A 16,142-nucleotide genomic window follows, 5' to 3' on the forward strand; every position below is an offset into this window, starting at 1 on the left:
CCGCCGCGCGACCCTGCCCCACCAATTTCGCCGACATCTCACTCCTCAACCCAAAGCGAGACATCCCATGGATCTGCATCTGCGCGGCAAGCGTGTCCTGATCACCGGCGCCTCCAAGGGCATTGGCGCGGCCGCCGCCGAAGCCTTTGCCGAGGAAGGTGCCAATCTGCTGCTCGCCGCCCGCAACGGCGAGCAGCTCAAGGCGCTGGCCGACCGGCTGCGCTCCGCGCACCAGATCGATGCGGCGATCAGCGTGGTCGATCTGCGCAAGTCGGACGACCTGGCGCGGTTGGCAAAAGAGGCGGTCGACATCGACATCCTGGTCAACAATGCCGGCGATATCCCGGGCGGCTCGATCGACAAGATCGACGAGGCGACCTGGCGCCATGCCTGGGAGCTCAAGGTGTTCGGCTACATCAATTTGACGCGCGCGGTCTATGCCCAGATGAAGGCGCGCGGCGGCGGCGTTGTTGTCAACGACATCGGCGCGGCCGGCGAGAAGTTCGACGCCAACTACATCTGCGGCAGCGCCGGCAACGCGGCGCTGATGGCGTTCACCCGCGCGCTCGGCGGCAAAAGCCTCGCCGACAACATCCGCGTCGTCGGCATCAATCCCGGTCCCGTCGGCACCGATCGCCACGTCACGCTGCTCAAGACCCGCGCCAAGAACCAGTTCGGCGACGAGAACCGCTACACCGAATTCCAGAAGGGCCTGCCGCTCGGCCGCCCCGCGCATGCGCGCGAGATCGGCGACCTGATGGCGTTCCTCGCCTCCGACCGCGCCGGCTATACCTCGGGCGTGATCTACACGGTGGATGGCGGGCTGACGTCGGGGTGGGGATAAGCGCTCGCTTTCTCCTCCGTCATCCTTGAGGAGCCGCGAAGCGGCGTCTCGAAGGATCGACGGCCACTGGCCGGGCCGATTCATCGTTCGAGGCTCGCTCCGCTCGCACCTCAGGATGACGGGGAGAGAGCGAGCCGTTCGCAATGCCTGCGATTTCCACTTCCGGCCAAAATGTTCTACAGCAGCAACAACAGAAGACTTGCAACAACGGAGACAAGCAAGTGGCTGATCAGGGCTTGGTGAAGGAAACGGCGTGTGCCGTCGTCGAGAAACTGAAAGTCGGCGACGTCACGCCGCTCGACCTGCTCGACGTGCTGGAACAGCGCATCGCCGAGGTCGACGGCAAGGTCAACGCGCTGCCGACGCTCTGCTTCGACCGCGCCCGCAGCCATGCCAAGGCCCTGATGCAGAAGCCCGCCGGCGAGCGCGGCCTGCTCGCGGGGCTTCCCGTTCCGATCAAGGATCTCACCGCGGTGTCCGGCGTGCTGACCACGCTGGGCTCGCCGATCTTCAAGGACAATGTGCCGGCGAAGTCGGACATCCTGGTCGAACGCCTCGAACAGAACGGCGGCGTGATCTATGCCAAGTCGAACACGCCGGAATTCGGCGCCGGCGCCAACACCTTCAACGAGGTGTTCGGCCCGACCCGCAATCCCTGGGACACATCGCGCTCGGCCGCCGGCTCCTCCGGCGGCGCCGCGGCGGCACTCGCCAGCGGCACCGCGTGGCTCGCGCACGGCTCCGACATGGGCGGCAGCCTGCGCAACCCAGCGAGCTTCTGCGGCATCGTCGGCCTGCGGCCCTCGATCGGCCGCGTCGCACATACACCGAAATTCGGCGTCGACCGGACCCTCGGCGTGCAGGGACCGATGGCGCGCAATGTCGAAGACCTCGCGCTGCTGCTCGACGCGATGAGCGGCGAGCACGCCGCCGATCCGCTGTCGTTGCCCGCGCTGCCGACGTCCTTCCTGTCGGCGACGCGGTCCGGCAACAAGCCGAAGCGGATCGCCTATTCGCCCGATCTCGGCATCACGCCGGTCGATCCCGAGGTCAAGGCGGTGACCCGCAAGGCGGCGGAGCGTTTTGCGGAGGCCGGCGCGATCGTCGAGGAGGCGCATCCCGATCTGCGCGAGGCCCATGAATGCTTCCACGTGCTGCGCGCGTTCGATTTCGCGATCAGCAAGGCCGAATTGCTGCGCACCAAGCGGGATTTGCTGAAGCCCGAGGTGATCTGGAACATCGAGGAGGGGCTCAAGCTGACGGTCGAGAAGCTCGAGCGTGCCGAAGCGCAGCGCGTCGCGATGACGCAGCGTGCGCTCGAATTCTTCGAGACCTATGATCTCTTGCTGGCGCCTGCGACCATCGTGCCGCCATTCCCGGTCGAGAACCGCTACGTCGCCGAGTGTGACGGCAGGAAATTCGACAATTACGTCGAATGGCTCGGCATCGTCTACGCGATCACGCTGGCCTGCTGCCCGGCGCTGTCGCTGCCCTGCGGCTTCACCGCGTCGGGCCTGCCGATCGGTCTGCAGATGGTGGCCAAGCCGCGCGCCGAGGCGCAACTGTTGGCCGGCGCGAAAGTGCTGGAGGACATTCTGGGCGTGCGCGGCACCACCCCGATCGATCCGCGGCCGCCGCGCTAATTACCTTCCGCCGCCTGCAGCGCGATCGTAAGTGCGGCCTTGGTCTGCTCGACGATCTCGTCGAGCAGCTCCTCGCGGCTGATCTGCGCGGCTTCGCCGGTGAGCAGGCCCTGCTCGGCGAGCATCACGATGCCGTGCAGCCCGGCCCAGATCTTCAGCGCCTGACGCTCGCGCAACAGCCCGACGGCCGGCGCCTCGAACGACTCGATCAACAGCGCCAGCGTTTCCATCGCCGCGACGTGCAGCTCGCTGCCCTTGGGCGCGCAGGCCATGGTGCGCGACGCGAACATCAGCCGGTAAATGCCATGGCGCTCGAGCCCGAAGGCGAGCGCGGCCTGCGCGAAACGCGACAGTTTCGAGCCCTTGCCCGGCAGCGCGATCGCCTCGCGCATGATCACGTTGAACTGCCGGAACGCCTCCGCGGTGACCGCCTCGAGCAACGCCTCGCGGTCGGCGAAATGCCGGTACGGCGCCGGCTGCGAGACGCCGAGCTGCTTGGCCAGCGCCTTGATGCTGATCGCTTCCGGCCCGCCAAGCTCGACCTCGCGCAACGCGGCCTGGATCAGCGCTTCGCGCAGGTCGCCATGGTGGTAGGTTTTGAACGGCTTACGAACGATTTGTCCCATTACAGCAACGATGATCGACCCATCAGACCGTAGCTGAGAACAGGATATCAGAGAAGTCAAACACTTACCTTGTCCCTTCCAGACCTGTTCGCGAAACCGGCCAGCGACTGGCCGGTTCCTGCAAGCCGCTAAAGCGCGATCAGATTGGGTTGAATCGTCATCGCGCTTTAGCTCCTTGTTTGAGCATGATCTTTCCGGAAAACCGGTTCGCACTTTTCCGGATCATACTTTAGCGCGCAGCCTCGAACCCGCCGAGCACCGCCGTCAGATTGGCGCCGAGGATATCGGAGAGATAGCCGCCCTCCTGCACCAGCACCGTCGGCAGCCCGAAGCGGGCCAGCCCCTCGCCGATCCGGCGGAAGCCGTCGGTGGTGACGGCGAGGCCCGCGAGCGGATCCTTCTCGGAGGCATCGAGGCCGAGCGCGACCACGAGCGCGGTCGGCGCGAAGGCACGGATCGCCCGCTCCGCCGCCGCCAGCGCCTTCATGTAATCGTCGTCGCCGGTGCCCCTGGCGAGGGGAATGTTGAGATTGGCACCGAGGCCGGGTCCGGCGCCGCGCTCATGCGCGTAGCCCCAGACGAACGGATAGAAGAACGACGGATCGGCGTGGATCGAGACGGTGAAGACATCCGGCCGCTCGTAGAAAATGCCCTGCGTGCCGTTGCCGTGATGCACGTCGACATCGAGGATGGCGACGCGCTCATGCTTCTGGCGCAGATGCTCGGCCGCGATCGCGCTGTTGTTGAGGAAGCAGAAGCCGCCGGCCATGTCGCGATAGGCGTGGTGGCCGGGCGGTCGGCACAGCGCATAAACCGCATCCTCGCCGTCCAGCACCATCTGCGCGGCGGTGACCGCGACGTCGCTCGAGGCGCAGGCGCCGGCCCAGGTGCCCGCGCCGATCGGCGCTGCGGTATCCGCCGTGTGCCAGCCGAGCTTGCCCACGATATGGGTCGGATAGGTGGCGGCGTTGCGCACCGGGTGGATGTTCGCGATCATCTCCGGCCCGGCATCGCCGAGCGCGGTCCACGCATCCCAGGCCTCGGCGAGGAAGCTCAGATATTCCGGGCTGTGCACGCGCGCCCGCGGCCCCTGCCCGAACTTGGTCGGCTCGATCAGCGTGTGCTTGCCGGCCTTCAGGCCCGCCAGCAGGCGATCGGCGCGCTCGGGCTGCTCGGTGGTGCGCTGGACTACGCCGCGGACCAGGAAGAACTGCGGATCATGGCTGCGGTGCAGATCACTGTAGACGGCCTTCACGGGATACTCCTGTTGGATGAATCGGAAAGATCGCAGATAGCACGGCTATTTCGCCGCCACCGGCCACGGCGGAATCTCGCGCACCAGCCGTCCGACTTCGCGCCAGGCATGGCCGATGTGGTAGTCGACATGTGCGACGATGCGCTCGGGATGACCGGCCTCGATCGCGGCGAGCACCGGCTCGTGCGTGCGCGCGATCTCATGCGGATCGTCATAGAGGCGGCCGATCAGCCCGATCACCATGCGCAGCTCGGAGGCGAGATCGTCGAACAGCCGCAGCATCCGCCGGTTGCCGGCAATCTCGCAGATCAGGCGATGGAAGCGGTAGTCCTCCTCGACCTGCCGCGCCGGATCGTCGAGATCGGCGGTCTCGTGCAGCACGTCGATCTGGCGGCGCAGCTTGTCGCGCGTCTCCGGCGTCAGGTTGCGCGCGGCAAGCACCGCGGCATGACGCTCGACGCAGAGACGCAGGTCGTAGATCTCGTCGATATCGTCAGCGGCAAACTGCCGGACGAAGAAGCCGCGGCGCGGGTTGGCGACCAGCAAGCCCTGTTGCTCGAGCAGCCGCGCCGCCTCGCGCACCGGCGCCCGGCTCACCCCCAGCTCGCGCGCAATGCCGGCTTCGACGACCTTTGATCCCGGCGGCAGCCGCCCCTGCACGATGGCTTCGGTCAGACGCCGGGCGACCTGGCCGACAAGATCGGTCTCGTTGAGGGCCGGCAAGCCGACCGGAGGGGAAATCGTGCGCATCAAAAGGGTCCGTTTCGACCCTTGTACATTATTTAATCGTCGATTGTCGACAGTTTAGCCTTGATCAACTCTTAGATTGTCGACAGTTTAGCGACGCGGGTATTGCAACGCAACAAAAACGGCCCGCGCACAGGGACTAGCAGCAACGATGACGACGCATGTGCGGCCCGACGCCGTGACGGACCAGAACCAGCAATTCCGCATCGACCTCGCCGCGGCCTACCGGCTGATCCACCGGCTCGGACTCGATGACAGCATCTACACTCACATCTCGGTGCGGCTGCCCGGCAGGCACGACCGCTTCCTGATCAATCCCTACGGCATGCGCTTCGAGGAGGTGACCGCGTCCAACCTCGTCACCGTCGATCTCGGCGGCGTCGTGATCGACGACCCGCTCGGGCTCGGCATCAATCCGGCCGGCTTCACCATCCACAGCGCGGTGCATGCGGCGCGGCCGGACGTCGCCTGCGTGCTGCACACCCACACCGTGGCCGGTGTCGCGGTATCCTGCCAGAAGCAGGGGCTACTGCCGCTCAATCAATGGTCGATGCAGTTCACCGGCTGCCTCGCCTATCACGACTATGAGGGCATCGCGCTCGATCTCGACGAACGCGAGCGCCTGGTCGCCGACCTCGGCGACAAGTTCGTGATGGTGCTGCGCAATCACGGCATGCTGACCTGCGGCCGCTCGGTCTCCGAGGCCTTCAAGCTGATGCACAATCTGGAGCGCTCCTGCCGCGCACAGCTCGCGATCCAGTCCGCCGGCGCCGAGATCGCACCGCTGTCGGACGCGGTCGCGCCCAAGACGGCCGGGCAATACGCAACCTTCTACGACGGCATCGAGACCAACGGCGTGCCCGATACCGAGTGGGCCGCCTTCAAGCGCATGCTCGCGCGCACCGATCCGGATTTCGTCAACTAGAGCTTATTCGAACAAGAGAGCCTGAACATGTTGAAGCGCGTTCTGTTGAGTCTTTTGCTGGCGAGTGCCCTGAGCACCGCGGCATTCGCCGAGGAGCCGAAATCCGGCGGCGTGATCAACGCGGTGATCCAGCCTGAGCCGCCGGGCCTGATGATGGGCCTGGTGCAGAACGGCCCGACCCAGATGGTCGCCGGCAACATCTATGAAGGCCTGCTGCGCTATTCAGCGAAACTCGAGCCGCTGCCCGGTCTCGCCGAAAGCTGGAGCGTCAGCGAGGACGGCAAGACCTATACATTCAAGCTGCGCAAGGGCGTCACCTGGCATGACGGCAAGCCGTTCACCTCGGCCGACGTCGTGTTCTCGATCGAATTCCTCAAGCAGACCCACCCCCGCGCGCGCGGCAATTTCGCGCAAGTCGACAAGATCGAGACCCCTGACGACAATACGGTGATCTTCAACCTGAAGCAGCCGTTCGGGCCGTTTCTCGGCGTGTTCGAGGTCGGATCGCTGCCGATGATCCCGAAGCACATCTATGAAGGCACCGATTTCAAGACCAACCCCGCCAACAATACGCCTGTTGGCACCGGCCCCTTCATGTTCAAGGAATGGCAGAAGGGCTCGTTCATCCGCCTGGTCAAGAATCCGGACTACTACATCAAGGGCCTCCCGCATCTCGACGAGATTTACTGGCACGTGATCCCCGACGCCGCCGCACGTGCGGTGGCGTTCGAGACCGGCAAGGTTGACGTGCTGCCAGGCGGCTCGGTCGAGAATTTCGACGTGCCGCGCCTGTCCAAGCTGAAGAATGTCTGCGTCACCGGTGCCGGCTGGGAGTTCTTCAGCCCGCTGTCATGGCTGTGGCTCAATAACCGCTCCGGCCCGACCGCGAACAAGAAATTCCGCCAGGCGGTGATGTACGCGCTCGATCGCAATTTCGCGAAAGACGTGATCTGGAACGGCCTCGGCAAGGTCGCGACCGGTCCGTCGAGCTCGTCCATCAAGTACTACAGCAGCGACGTGGCGAAATACGACTACGACCCGGGCAAGGCCAAGGCGCTGCTCAAGGAAGCCGGCTACAACGGCGAGAAGGTCCGGCTGCTGCCGCTGCCCTATGGCGAAACCTGGCAGCGCTGGGCCGAGGCCGTGAAGCAGAACCTGCAGGATGTCGGCATCAACGTCGAAATGCTCTCGACCGATGTCGCAGGCTGGAACCAGAAGACCTCGGAGTGGGACTACGATATCGCCTTCACCTATGTCTATCAGTACGGCGATCCCGCGCTTGGCGTCAGCCGCACCTATGTCTCCAGCCAGATCGTCAAGGGCAATCCGTTCAACAACGTCGAAGGCTATTCGAACCCGGAAATCGACAAGCTGTTTGCCGACGGCGCGGTCGCCTTCCCCGACGCGGCACGCAAACCATTTTATGACAAAGCGCAGAAAGTCCTGGTCGACGATGTACCGGTGGCCTGGCTGCTTGAGCTGCAATTCCCAACCATCACCCGCTGCAACGTCAAGAACCTGATCACGACCGCGATCGGCGTCAACGACGGCTTCCGCGACGCTTGGCTCGACAAATAGGGCTCATTGCCGAGCCGCGGCCTGCACAAGGCGCCGCGGCCCCCTCCCTTTCCGAACACAACCGAAGTCACCGATGCTCGCATTCATAGCCCAGAGACTAGCCAAGGCCGTGGTCGTGCTGCTCGCGATCGTCGTCCTCAACTTCATGCTGATCCGCATGGCGCCGGGCGATCCGGCGATGGTGATGGCGGGCGAGGCCGGCGCCAGCGACCAGATCTTCGTCACGCAACTGCGCGAGAAGTTCGGGCTCGACCAGCCGGTGCCGGTCCAGCTCTACCGCTACGTCAAGGGCATCGTGACGTTCGATCTCGGCTTCTCGTTCCGCCAGCAGATGCCGGTCGCCAAGCTGATCGCCGAGCGGCTGCCGGCGACGCTGCTGCTGACCGTCACGGCCTTTGTGATCTCGTTGCTGCTCGGCGTTCTATTCGGAACATTGGCCGCACGCTTTGCCGGCAGCTGGGCCGACACCGCAATCACGATACTGGCGCTGATCTTCTACGCCACGCCGCTGTTCTGGGTGGCGCTGATGGCGATCCTGCTGTTTTCGGTCGCGATGGATTGGCTGCCGAGCTTCGGTTACGAGACCGTCGGCGCCAACTACACCGGTCTCGCCCATGTGCTCGACGTCGGCGCACATCTGATCCTGCCGGCGACGACGATGGGCCTGTTCTTCATGGCGACCTATGCCCGCATGACCCGCGCCTCGATGCTCGAGGTGAAGCGGCATGATTTCGTCAAGACCGCACGCGCCAAGGGCCTGCGCGACGCCGTGATCCAGCGCCGCCACGTGCTGCGCAACGCGCTGCTGCCGGTGGTGACGCTGGCGGGCCTGCAGGCCGGCACGCTGGTCGGCGGCGCCGTGCTCACCGAGACCGTGTTCGCCTGGCCCGGCATCGGCCGGCTGATGTACGAGGCGCTGCTGCAGCGCGACTACAATCTCCTGCTCGGCGTCTTCGTGGTGTGCTCGGCGATGGTGCTGGCCTTCAACCTGATCACCGACCTGATCTACCGCGCGGTCGATCCCCGCATCGAGTTCGCCTCATGAGCAAGTTCTGGCGCACCATGCTGCGCAACCCCGGCAGCATGATCGGGCTCGTGATCCTGCTGCTTGCGATCGCGATCGCGATCTTCGGCCCGCTGCTGTTTCCGACCTCGCCCTGGCGCATGGTACAGCGGCCGTTCCTGCCGCCGCTCACGGTGCCCGGCCTGCCGCTCGGCACCGATGCGCTCGGCCGCGACGTGCTCGCCGGCATCATCTACGGCGCCCGCGTCTCGCTGCTGGTCGGCCTGGTCTCGACCATGGCCGCGCTCGCGGTCGGGATCCCCGTCGGCGCCCTCGCCGGCTATTTCGGCGGCAAGGTCGGCGACGCGCTGATGCGCTTCACCGAATTCTTCCAGACCGTGCCGAGCTTCGCGCTCGCCATCGTGCTGGTCGCGATCCTGCAGCCCTCGATCGTCTCGATCGTGCTGGCGATCGCGATCGTGAGCTGGCCACCGGTCGCCCGCCTGGTCCGCGGCGAGGTGCTGTCGCTGCGCACCCGCGAATATGTCCAGGCCGCGATCGTCACCGGACAGAGCCACGGCTGGATCATCTGGCGCGAGATCCTGCCCAACGCGCTGTCGCCCGTCATCGTGCTGGCCTCGCTGATGGTCGCGACCGCGATCCTCCTGGAATCCTCGCTCTCCTTCCTCGGCCTCGGCGATCCCAATCTGATGTCCTGGGGCTACATGGTCGGCGCCGGCCGCACCGTGATCCGGCAGGCCTGGTGGATCACCCTGTTCCCCGGCATCGCGATCCTGCTCTCGGTGCTGGCGCTGAACCTGATCGGCGAAGGCCTCAACGACGCGTTCAATCCGCGCCTCAACAAGGAAGGGCGTTGACGCATGTCGGCCGCACCTGTCGTCTCGATCAAGGATTTGAAGCTCGCACTGCCGCCGGGCTCCGACCGCGCCTACGCCGTCGACGGCATCTCGTTCGATCTCGTGCCCGGCAAGATCCTCTGCGTGGTCGGCGAGTCCGGCTCCGGCAAGTCGATGTGCGCGCATGCGCTGCTGGGGCTGTTGCCGGACACCATCATCCGGGAGGCCGGCGAGATTGCGTATGATGGCCAAAATCTGCTCACCCTCGACGACACCGGCTGGCTCGCCCTGCGCGGTCGCCATATCGCGATGGTGTTCCAGGAGCCGATGACCGCGCTCAATCCCTTGATGCGGATCGGCGAGCAGATCGCCGAAATGTTCGAGGCGCACAATCTCCTGACATCGCGGCAACGCAAGCAGAAAGCCTTGCAGCTGCTGCGCGAGGTCGGCCTGCCGGAGCCCGAACGTTCGGCGCGCGCCTATCCGCATCAGCTGTCCGGCGGTCAGCGGCAGCGTGCGATGATCGCGATGGCGCTCGCGCTGGAGCCGGCCGTGCTGGTGGCCGACGAGCCGACGACCGCGCTCGATGTTACGACGCAGGCACAGATCCTCGAGCTGATCCGCGATTTGCAGCGCCGCCGCAACATGGCGGTGATGTTCATCACCCACGATTTCGGCGTCGTTTCCGATATCGCCGACCGCGTCGTCGTGCTCCAGCACGGCAAGGTGGTCGAACAGGGCGCGGCCGACGAGGTGCTGCGGCGCCCGCAACATGCCTACACGCGGGCGCTGCTCGCGGCGGTGCCATCGATGCAGCCGCCGGCGCGCGCGCCGCTCACGGATCGCGCCAAGGCGGTCGAGGTGATCGGTCTCGACAAGACCTATGTCAGCGGCGGCGGCTGGTTCCAGCCGGAGCGGCGGGTGCGCGCCGCGAACGAGGTCAATTTCGACATCCTGCAAGGCGAGACCGTCGGGCTGGTCGGTGAATCCGGCTCCGGCAAGTCATCGGTCGCCCGGCTCGTGATGCGCCTGATCGAGCCGGACCAGGGCACGGTCCGTCTCGGCGACACCGACTTCACCCGTATCGCCGGCCCCGCGCTGCGCAAGGAGCGCAGCCGCATCCAGATGATCTTCCAGGATCCGTTCGCCTCGCTCAACCCGCGCCGCAAGGTCGGCAACATCATCGCCGACGGGCCGATCGCCCACGGCACCGATCCGGCGATCGCACATCAGCGCGCCGCTGAACTGCTCGGCCTGGTCGGCCTCACCGCCAGCGCGATGGAACGCTATCCGCACGAATTCTCCGGCGGCCAGCGCCAGCGCATCGGCATCGCCCGCGCGCTTGCGCTCGAGCCGGAGATCATCGTTGCCGACGAAGCCGTCTCGGCGCTCGATGTCTCGGTGCAGGCGCAAGTGCTGAACCTGCTGGAAGACCTCAAGGCGCGGCTCGGCCTGTCGATGCTGTTCATCACCCACGATCTGCGGGTGGCGGCACAAATCTGCGACCGGATCGCAGTAATGCAGCGCGGCGCGATCGTCGAGCTGAAGCCGACCGCCGCGCTGTTCTCGGCGCCCGAGCATCCCTACACGCGCGAGCTGCTCGCCGCGGTGCCCGGCCAAATCTCCTCATCGCGCGCGGCCTGAACCATGCGTTGTGTCCTGATCAGCAGCAGGCTCGATCTGCGCGACTATTTCGGCGCCGAGCTGGCGCGCATTGCGCCGCGCGTCGAGGTGGTCGATCACGCCGGCGATGCCGCGGATGTCCGTCTCGCCCTCGCCTGGCATCCGCCCGACGACGCGTTCGAGCGCTATCCCGATCTGCAGGCGGTGTGCTCGATCGCCGCCGGCGTCGACAACATCATGGCCTGTCCGAGCCTGCCGCCCAGCGTCGACGTGGTGCGCGTGGTCGATCCCGGACAGGGCCAGATGATGTCGGGCTTCATTGCCTGGCATGCGATCGGGCACCAGCGCGGCTTTGCCGCCTTCCGCGCCCAGCAGCGCGACCGGATCTGGCAACGCGGCGCGCAGCGCCGCGCGCAGGATGTCCCGGTCGGCATCCTCGGCAATGGCGAGATCGGCCGGCGCGTCGCCGTCGACCTCGCCTATCTCGGCTTTCCCGTGATGTCCTGGAGCCGGACCGCCAAGGCGATTTCATCGGCAAGCCGCAGTTTCCATGGACCCGCCGGTCTTGCCGCGATGCTCGGCGAGACCGAAGTGCTGGTCAATCTGCTGCCATTGACGCCGGAGACACGCAACATCCTCAATGGCGACCTGTTCGGCCGGATGCGCCGTGGCGGCTATCTGATCCAGGTTGGCCGCGGCGAGCATCTGGTGGAAGCCGATCTGCTCGCGGCACTCGAGAGCGGTCAGCTGTCAGGAGCTGCGCTCGACGTGTTCGCGACCGAGCCATTGCCCAAGATGCATCCGTTCTGGCATCATCCGCGCATCGCCATCACGCCGCATGACGCCAGCGACGTCAGCATCAGCGCCGTTGCGACCACGCTCGCCACGACGGCAGACGCGATCCGCGCCGGACGGCGTCCGCCGCATGCGATCGACCGCACTCGCGGTTATTGATTGCGGCACCGAGGAGCGTCAGATGCAGATCTCCCGCTCGTCCACTGACGCCACGCACCCGCTCGACGGGCTGCGCGCCGCCGGGCCGATCGCGGAGGCACATGCGCTGACGCTTGTCAGGGAGCACTACGGCCTGTCGGCCGAGATCCGCCGGCTCGACAGCGAGCGCGACCAGAATTTCCGGCTGCGCGCGCCAGATGGATGCGAATACGTCCTCAAGATCGCCAATCCCACGGAGGATCGCGCCGTCACCAATCTGCAGACCGAGGCGCTGCGTCACGTCGCGATCCGTGATCCGCTGCTGCCGATCCCGCGCATCATCCCTGCGCGGAATGGCGCAGCCGAGCTCGACATCGGCTTCGACGACGGCTCGACGAGGGTGGTGCGGCTGCTGACGTTCCTTGCGGGAACGCCGATACATCAGGCGCCGCAATCGGCGACCTTGCGCGGCGACGTCGGCCGCTGCGCGGCCCGGCTCGCGCTTGCGCTGCGCGACTTCGTTCACCCCGGTGCGGACCACAAACTGCTCTGGGACATCCAGCATGCCGCCGAGCTGCGGCCGCTGCTCGGCGCGGTGCCATCAGCCCAGCGCGAGCAGGTCGAACGCGTCCTCGATCATTTCGAGGCCGACGCAGCTCCTGTGCTGGCGCAGCTTCCAAAGCAACCGCTGCACAACGATCTCAATCCGCACAACATCGTCGTCGACGCGGCCTCTCAAGCCCGCGTCTGCGGCATCATCGATTTCGGCGACATGACGGCGACGGCCCGCATCAACGACCTCGCGATAGCAGCCGCCTATCAGGTGACCGACAGCGACGAGCCGCTGGCGCCGACACTCGATCTGATCGCGGCCTATCATGCGGTCTCGCCGCTCGAGCCGCGCGAGCGCGGCATCCTATTCGACCTGATCGCGACCCGCATGGTGATGACGATCGTGATCAGCAACATCAGGGCCGCTCGCTATCCGGAGAACAGCGGCTATATTCTGCGCAACAACAAGCAGGCGTCGGCCCGGCTCGCCCGGATCGCGACGCTGACGCGAACAGAGGCCGCACAACAGATCGAGCGAGCCTGCCAGGGAGAGTGACACAATGCCGGCCGACATCTCGACGCAGCAATCGACCCAAGAGCTGATCGCGCGCCGCAACCGGCTGCTCGGTCCGGCCTACCGGCTGTTCTACGAGCAGCCAGTGCATGTGGTGCGCGGCGACGGCATCTGGCTGTACGACGCCGCAGGCAAGCGCTATCTCGACGCCTACAACAACGTCGCCTGCGTCGGCCACTGCCATCCGCATGTGATCGAGGCGATCGCGCGGCAGGCCGCGGTGCTCAACACCCACACCCGCTATCTGCACGAGACGATCCTCGACTACGCCGAGCGGCTGCTCGCGACCTTCCCGGCCGAAATCGGCCAGGTGATGTTCACCTGCACGGGCAGCGAGGCCAACGATCTGGCGCTCCGCGTCGCCCGCACCTGCACCGGCGGCACCGGCGTCATCGTCACCCGCACCGCCTATCACGGCGTCACCGGCGCGCTGGCCGAATTGTCGCCGTCACTCGGCCTGCCCGAGCCAACCGCGCCCCATGTCCGTCTGGTGTCGGCGCCGCAGTCCGCCGGCGATGAAACGGGCGAGATCTTTGCAAGCCACGTCCGGACCGCATTCGCCGATATGGCCCGCAGCGGCATTCGTCCGGCCGCGCTGCTGGTCGACACGATCTTCTCCAGCGACGGCGTGTTCGCCGATCCGCCGGGCTTCCTGCGGCCGGCGGTGGAGGCCGCGCATGCGGCCGGCGCACTGTTCATCGCCGACGAGGTGCAGCCGGGCTTCGGCCGTTGCGGCCAGGACCTCTGGGGCTTTGCCCGCCACGGCATCGTTCCCGACCTGGTCACGATGGGCAAGCCGATGGGCAACGGCCATCCGATCGCCGCGATGGCCGCGCAACCAGAGTTGCTGAAGGAGTTCGGCGCCCGCTCGCGCTATTTCAACACCTTTGGCGGCAATCCGGTGTCGGCCGCCGCCGGCATGGCGGTGCTCGACGTGATCGAGCGCGAAGGCCTGGTCGGGAATGCCGGGCGTACCGGTACGCTTCTGCGGCAGCGGCTCGACGCATTGCGCGCGCGCCATGAATTGGTGGCGGAGGTCCGCGGTGCCGGCCTGTTCATCGGTGTCGACTTGCGTCATGGCGGCGCGCCCGCCGGCCAGCAGGCAGCGAGGATCGTGAATGCAATGCGCGAGAACGGCGTGCTGATCAGCGCGGCCGGGCCCGGCGGCAATGTCCTGAAGATCCGGCCGCCGCTGGTATTCGGCCCGGAGCATGTCGACCTGCTGGTCGACGCGCTCGACCGGGCGCTGCAGGAAAATTCGCCGGGCTGACGGCCCACCATCCCAAACGGCCGGCGCCCAGCCACTGAATTTTCGCTTGACGCGCGCGCCTGACGATAATGTAATAGAGTATAACTTGGCGATCCGGCTTTGAGGCCGGCCGCCCAAGCAAGCTAGAACTTGCATCATGCGAAAATGAGGAACCCGGCGCGCTCCGCAGCGCGCCAGAGCCGAGGGAGAGTGCTTGCATGTCCAAGCTCAGAATCCGCGTCGACCAGGACAAATGCCAGGGTCACGCGCGCTGCAAATCACTCGCCCCCGAACTGTTCGAGCTCGATGAATACGGCAACGCCCATGAAGCCGGCGACGGGACCGTTCCCGCCGGGCTCGAGGACAAGGCCTGGCTCGCGCAGACCAACTGCCCGGAAATCGCGATCGAAGTCACCGAGGAGTAACGGCCGCGCGCCGCCCGCTGCGCCGACCAGCGTTTGATCGAACGAGAAGGAAACGAGCTGATGTCCGATTCCCCGTCCGCAAGCTATCTGCCCGAACATCCTCCGGTCACCGACTGGGTGCATGATTTCGACCACACCGATCCGGTCTGGACCGACGACCCATTCCCGATCTGGGAGACGCTGCGCGCCGCCTCGCCGGTCGTGCACACCGAGCGTTTCCTCGGCTGCTACATGCCGACCACCTATCAGGCGGTGAAGGAGATCGCCTACGACACCGAGCACTTCTCCTCGCGCCGCGTCATCGTGCGCGACGTCCGCCCGGAGATCTCGGCCCGCGCACCGCCGATCACATCCGATCCGCCGGAACACAAGCCCGCCAAGCAGGTGCTGCTGCCGCCGTTCACGCCGGATGCGATGAAGCGGCTGGAGCCGCGGGTGCGCGCGATCTGCAACGAGCTGATCGACGAGTTCATCGCCGATGGCCATTGCGACGCCGCAGCGCGCTACACCAAGCACATCCCGGTGCGCGCCATCGCGCATATGCTGGGAATTCCCGAGAAGGACGGCGACCTCTTCATCAAATGGATCCACCAGATCCTCGAGCTCGGCATCAAGAACGAAGAGGAGCTGATGAACGGCGTGCGCGAGATGACCGGCTATTTCATGGCCCATCTCGAGCAGCGCAAGCTTGAGCCGGGTGACGATCTGATCTCGCAGCTCTTGCGGGCCAAGGGCCCCGGCGGCCAGCCGCTGACCGACGAGCACGTGCTCGGCTCGCTGCGGCTGCTGTTGATCGCCGGCATCGACACCACCTGGAGCGCGATCGGCTCCTCGCTCTGGCACCTCGCCAGGACGCCGGCCGATCGCGCGCGCCTGGTCGCGGAGCCGGCGCTGATCCCGACCGCGATCGAGGAATTCCTGCGCGCCTATTCGCCGGTCACGATGGCGCGCGAGGTGATGAAGGAGACCACGATCTCGGGCTGCCCGGTCAAGGCCGGCAACATGGTACTGCTGTCGTTCCCCGCGGCCAACCGCGACCCCGCCATGTTCCCCGATGCCGACAAGGTGGTGATCGACCGCAAGGAAAACCGCCACGCCGCGTTCGGCCTCGGCATCCACCGCTGTGTCGGTTCCAATCTGGCGCGGATGGAGATGCAAGTCGCGATCGAGGAATGGCTGAAGCGGATTCCGGATTTCCGGCTCGACCCGGCCGGCAAGGTGACCTGGTCGGAAGGCACGGTGCGCGGCCCGCGTCAACTGCCTGTCCTGTTCGGCAAGAACGCCTGAAGAGCAGGTTACATCGCCCCA

General features: G+C 66.2%; 15 protein-coding genes. 12 read left to right on the forward strand and 3 right to left on the reverse strand.

Annotated features, from left to right (window positions below):
* Nucleotides 1-67: 67 nt before the first annotated feature.
* Nucleotides 68-844: an SDR family oxidoreductase gene (locus ACVW17_RS33965; RefSeq protein ID WP_456798398.1), complete on the forward strand. Its 777-nt coding sequence runs from the start codon at nt 68-70 to the stop codon at nt 842-844.
* A 221-nt stretch (nt 845-1,065) separates the two neighbouring features.
* Nucleotides 1,066-2,487, forward strand: coding sequence for an amidase (locus ACVW17_RS33970; protein ID WP_456798399.1), 1,422 nt, complete (start codon nt 1,066-1,068; stop codon nt 2,485-2,487).
* On the opposite strand, the gene ACVW17_RS33975 is transcribed toward ACVW17_RS33970, so the two are convergent.
* From ACVW17_RS33975 to ACVW17_RS33985, 3 genes are all read right to left on the reverse strand, one after another.
* The gene (locus tag ACVW17_RS33975) at nt 2,484-3,113 is read right to left on the reverse strand and encodes a TetR/AcrR family transcriptional regulator (protein WP_456755945.1); all 630 of its coding nucleotides are present in this window, start codon (nt 3,111-3,113) and stop codon (nt 2,484-2,486) included. The genes ACVW17_RS33970 and ACVW17_RS33975 overlap by 4 nt on opposite strands.
* A gap of 229 nt (nt 3,114-3,342) precedes the next feature.
* Nucleotides 3,343-4,368, reverse strand: coding sequence for a histone deacetylase family protein (locus ACVW17_RS33980; protein WP_456755946.1), 1,026 nt, complete (start codon nt 4,366-4,368; stop codon nt 3,343-3,345).
* A gap of 45 nt (nt 4,369-4,413) precedes the next feature.
* Nucleotides 4,414-5,118 carry a GntR family transcriptional regulator gene (locus ACVW17_RS33985; protein ID WP_456755947.1) on the reverse strand — a complete coding sequence of 235 codons (705 nt, stop codon included), beginning with the start codon at nt 5,116-5,118 and terminating at the stop codon, nt 4,414-4,416.
* Nucleotides 5,119-5,266: 148 nt separating this feature from the next.
* Between ACVW17_RS33985 and ACVW17_RS33990 the strand changes: the two genes are divergently transcribed.
* The 10 genes from ACVW17_RS33990 (at nt 5,267) to ACVW17_RS34035 (ending at nt 16,121) form a co-directional block, all read left to right on the forward strand.
* On the forward strand, nt 5,267-6,040 hold the full coding sequence (locus ACVW17_RS33990) for a class II aldolase/adducin family protein (protein WP_456798400.1): 774 nt from the start codon (nt 5,267-5,269) through the stop codon (nt 6,038-6,040).
* Between the two features lie 27 nt (nt 6,041-6,067).
* The gene (locus ACVW17_RS33995; protein ID WP_456798401.1) at nt 6,068-7,618 is read left to right on the forward strand and encodes an ABC transporter substrate-binding protein; all 1,551 of its coding nucleotides are present in this window, start codon (nt 6,068-6,070) and stop codon (nt 7,616-7,618) included.
* A gap of 73 nt (nt 7,619-7,691) precedes the next feature.
* Nucleotides 7,692-8,663, forward strand: a complete 972-nt coding sequence (locus ACVW17_RS34000) for an ABC transporter permease (protein ID WP_456798402.1) — start codon at nt 7,692-7,694, stop codon at nt 8,661-8,663.
* On the forward strand, nt 8,660-9,499 hold the full coding sequence (locus ACVW17_RS34005; RefSeq protein ID WP_456798403.1) for an ABC transporter permease: 840 nt from the start codon (nt 8,660-8,662) through the stop codon (nt 9,497-9,499). Before ACVW17_RS34000 ends, ACVW17_RS34005 begins: the two co-directional genes overlap by 4 nt.
* 3 nt (nt 9,500-9,502) lie before the next feature.
* The gene (locus ACVW17_RS34010; protein WP_456798404.1) at nt 9,503-11,122 is read left to right on the forward strand and encodes an ABC transporter ATP-binding protein; all 1,620 of its coding nucleotides are present in this window, start codon (nt 9,503-9,505) and stop codon (nt 11,120-11,122) included.
* 3 nt (nt 11,123-11,125) lie between these two features.
* The gene (locus ACVW17_RS34015) at nt 11,126-12,055 is read left to right on the forward strand and encodes a 2-hydroxyacid dehydrogenase (RefSeq protein WP_456798405.1); all 930 of its coding nucleotides are present in this window, start codon (nt 11,126-11,128) and stop codon (nt 12,053-12,055) included.
* Between the two features lie 22 nt (nt 12,056-12,077).
* On the forward strand, nt 12,078-13,142 hold the full coding sequence (locus tag ACVW17_RS34020) for a phosphotransferase (RefSeq protein ID WP_456798406.1): 1,065 nt from the start codon (nt 12,078-12,080) through the stop codon (nt 13,140-13,142).
* A 4-nt stretch (nt 13,143-13,146) separates the two neighbouring features.
* Nucleotides 13,147-14,430: an aspartate aminotransferase family protein gene (locus tag ACVW17_RS34025; protein WP_456798407.1), complete on the forward strand. Its 1,284-nt coding sequence runs from the start codon at nt 13,147-13,149 to the stop codon at nt 14,428-14,430.
* A gap of 197 nt (nt 14,431-14,627) precedes the next feature.
* Nucleotides 14,628-14,834, forward strand: a complete 207-nt coding sequence (locus ACVW17_RS34030; protein WP_029078045.1) for a ferredoxin — start codon at nt 14,628-14,630, stop codon at nt 14,832-14,834.
* Between the two features lie 60 nt (nt 14,835-14,894).
* Entirely contained in the window at nt 14,895-16,121 is a 1,227-nt protein-coding gene (locus ACVW17_RS34035) for a cytochrome P450 (protein ID WP_456755956.1), read from the forward strand.
* Nucleotides 16,122-16,142: the final 21 nt, after the last annotated feature.

This window comes from Bradyrhizobium sp. USDA 4473 (assembly GCF_054063335.1).

Coding starts and splice junctions, on each gene's coding strand:
- ACVW17_RS33965 (WP_456798398.1), top strand. CDS start 68: ATGGATCTGCATCTGCGCGGCAAGCGTGTCCTGATCACCGGCGCCTCC.
- ACVW17_RS33975 (WP_456755945.1), bottom strand. CDS start 3,113: ATGGGACAAATCGTTCGTAAGCCGTTCAAAACCTACCACCATGGCGAC.
- ACVW17_RS33985 (WP_456755947.1), bottom strand. CDS start 5,118: ATGCGCACGATTTCCCCTCCGGTCGGCTTGCCGGCCCTCAACGAGACC.
- ACVW17_RS33990 (WP_456798400.1), top strand. CDS start 5,267: ATGACGACGCATGTGCGGCCCGACGCCGTGACGGACCAGAACCAGCAA.
- ACVW17_RS33995 (WP_456798401.1), top strand. CDS start 6,068: ATGTTGAAGCGCGTTCTGTTGAGTCTTTTGCTGGCGAGTGCCCTGAGC.
- ACVW17_RS34000 (WP_456798402.1), top strand. CDS start 7,692: ATGCTCGCATTCATAGCCCAGAGACTAGCCAAGGCCGTGGTCGTGCTG.
- ACVW17_RS34005 (WP_456798403.1), top strand. CDS start 8,660: ATGAGCAAGTTCTGGCGCACCATGCTGCGCAACCCCGGCAGCATGATC.
- ACVW17_RS34010 (WP_456798404.1), top strand. CDS start 9,503: ATGTCGGCCGCACCTGTCGTCTCGATCAAGGATTTGAAGCTCGCACTG.
- ACVW17_RS34015 (WP_456798405.1), top strand. CDS start 11,126: ATGCGTTGTGTCCTGATCAGCAGCAGGCTCGATCTGCGCGACTATTTC.
- ACVW17_RS34020 (WP_456798406.1), top strand. CDS start 12,078: ATGCAGATCTCCCGCTCGTCCACTGACGCCACGCACCCGCTCGACGGG.
- ACVW17_RS34025 (WP_456798407.1), top strand. CDS start 13,147: ATGCCGGCCGACATCTCGACGCAGCAATCGACCCAAGAGCTGATCGCG.
- ACVW17_RS34030 (WP_029078045.1), top strand. CDS start 14,628: ATGTCCAAGCTCAGAATCCGCGTCGACCAGGACAAATGCCAGGGTCAC.
- ACVW17_RS34035 (WP_456755956.1), top strand. CDS start 14,895: ATGTCCGATTCCCCGTCCGCAAGCTATCTGCCCGAACATCCTCCGGTC.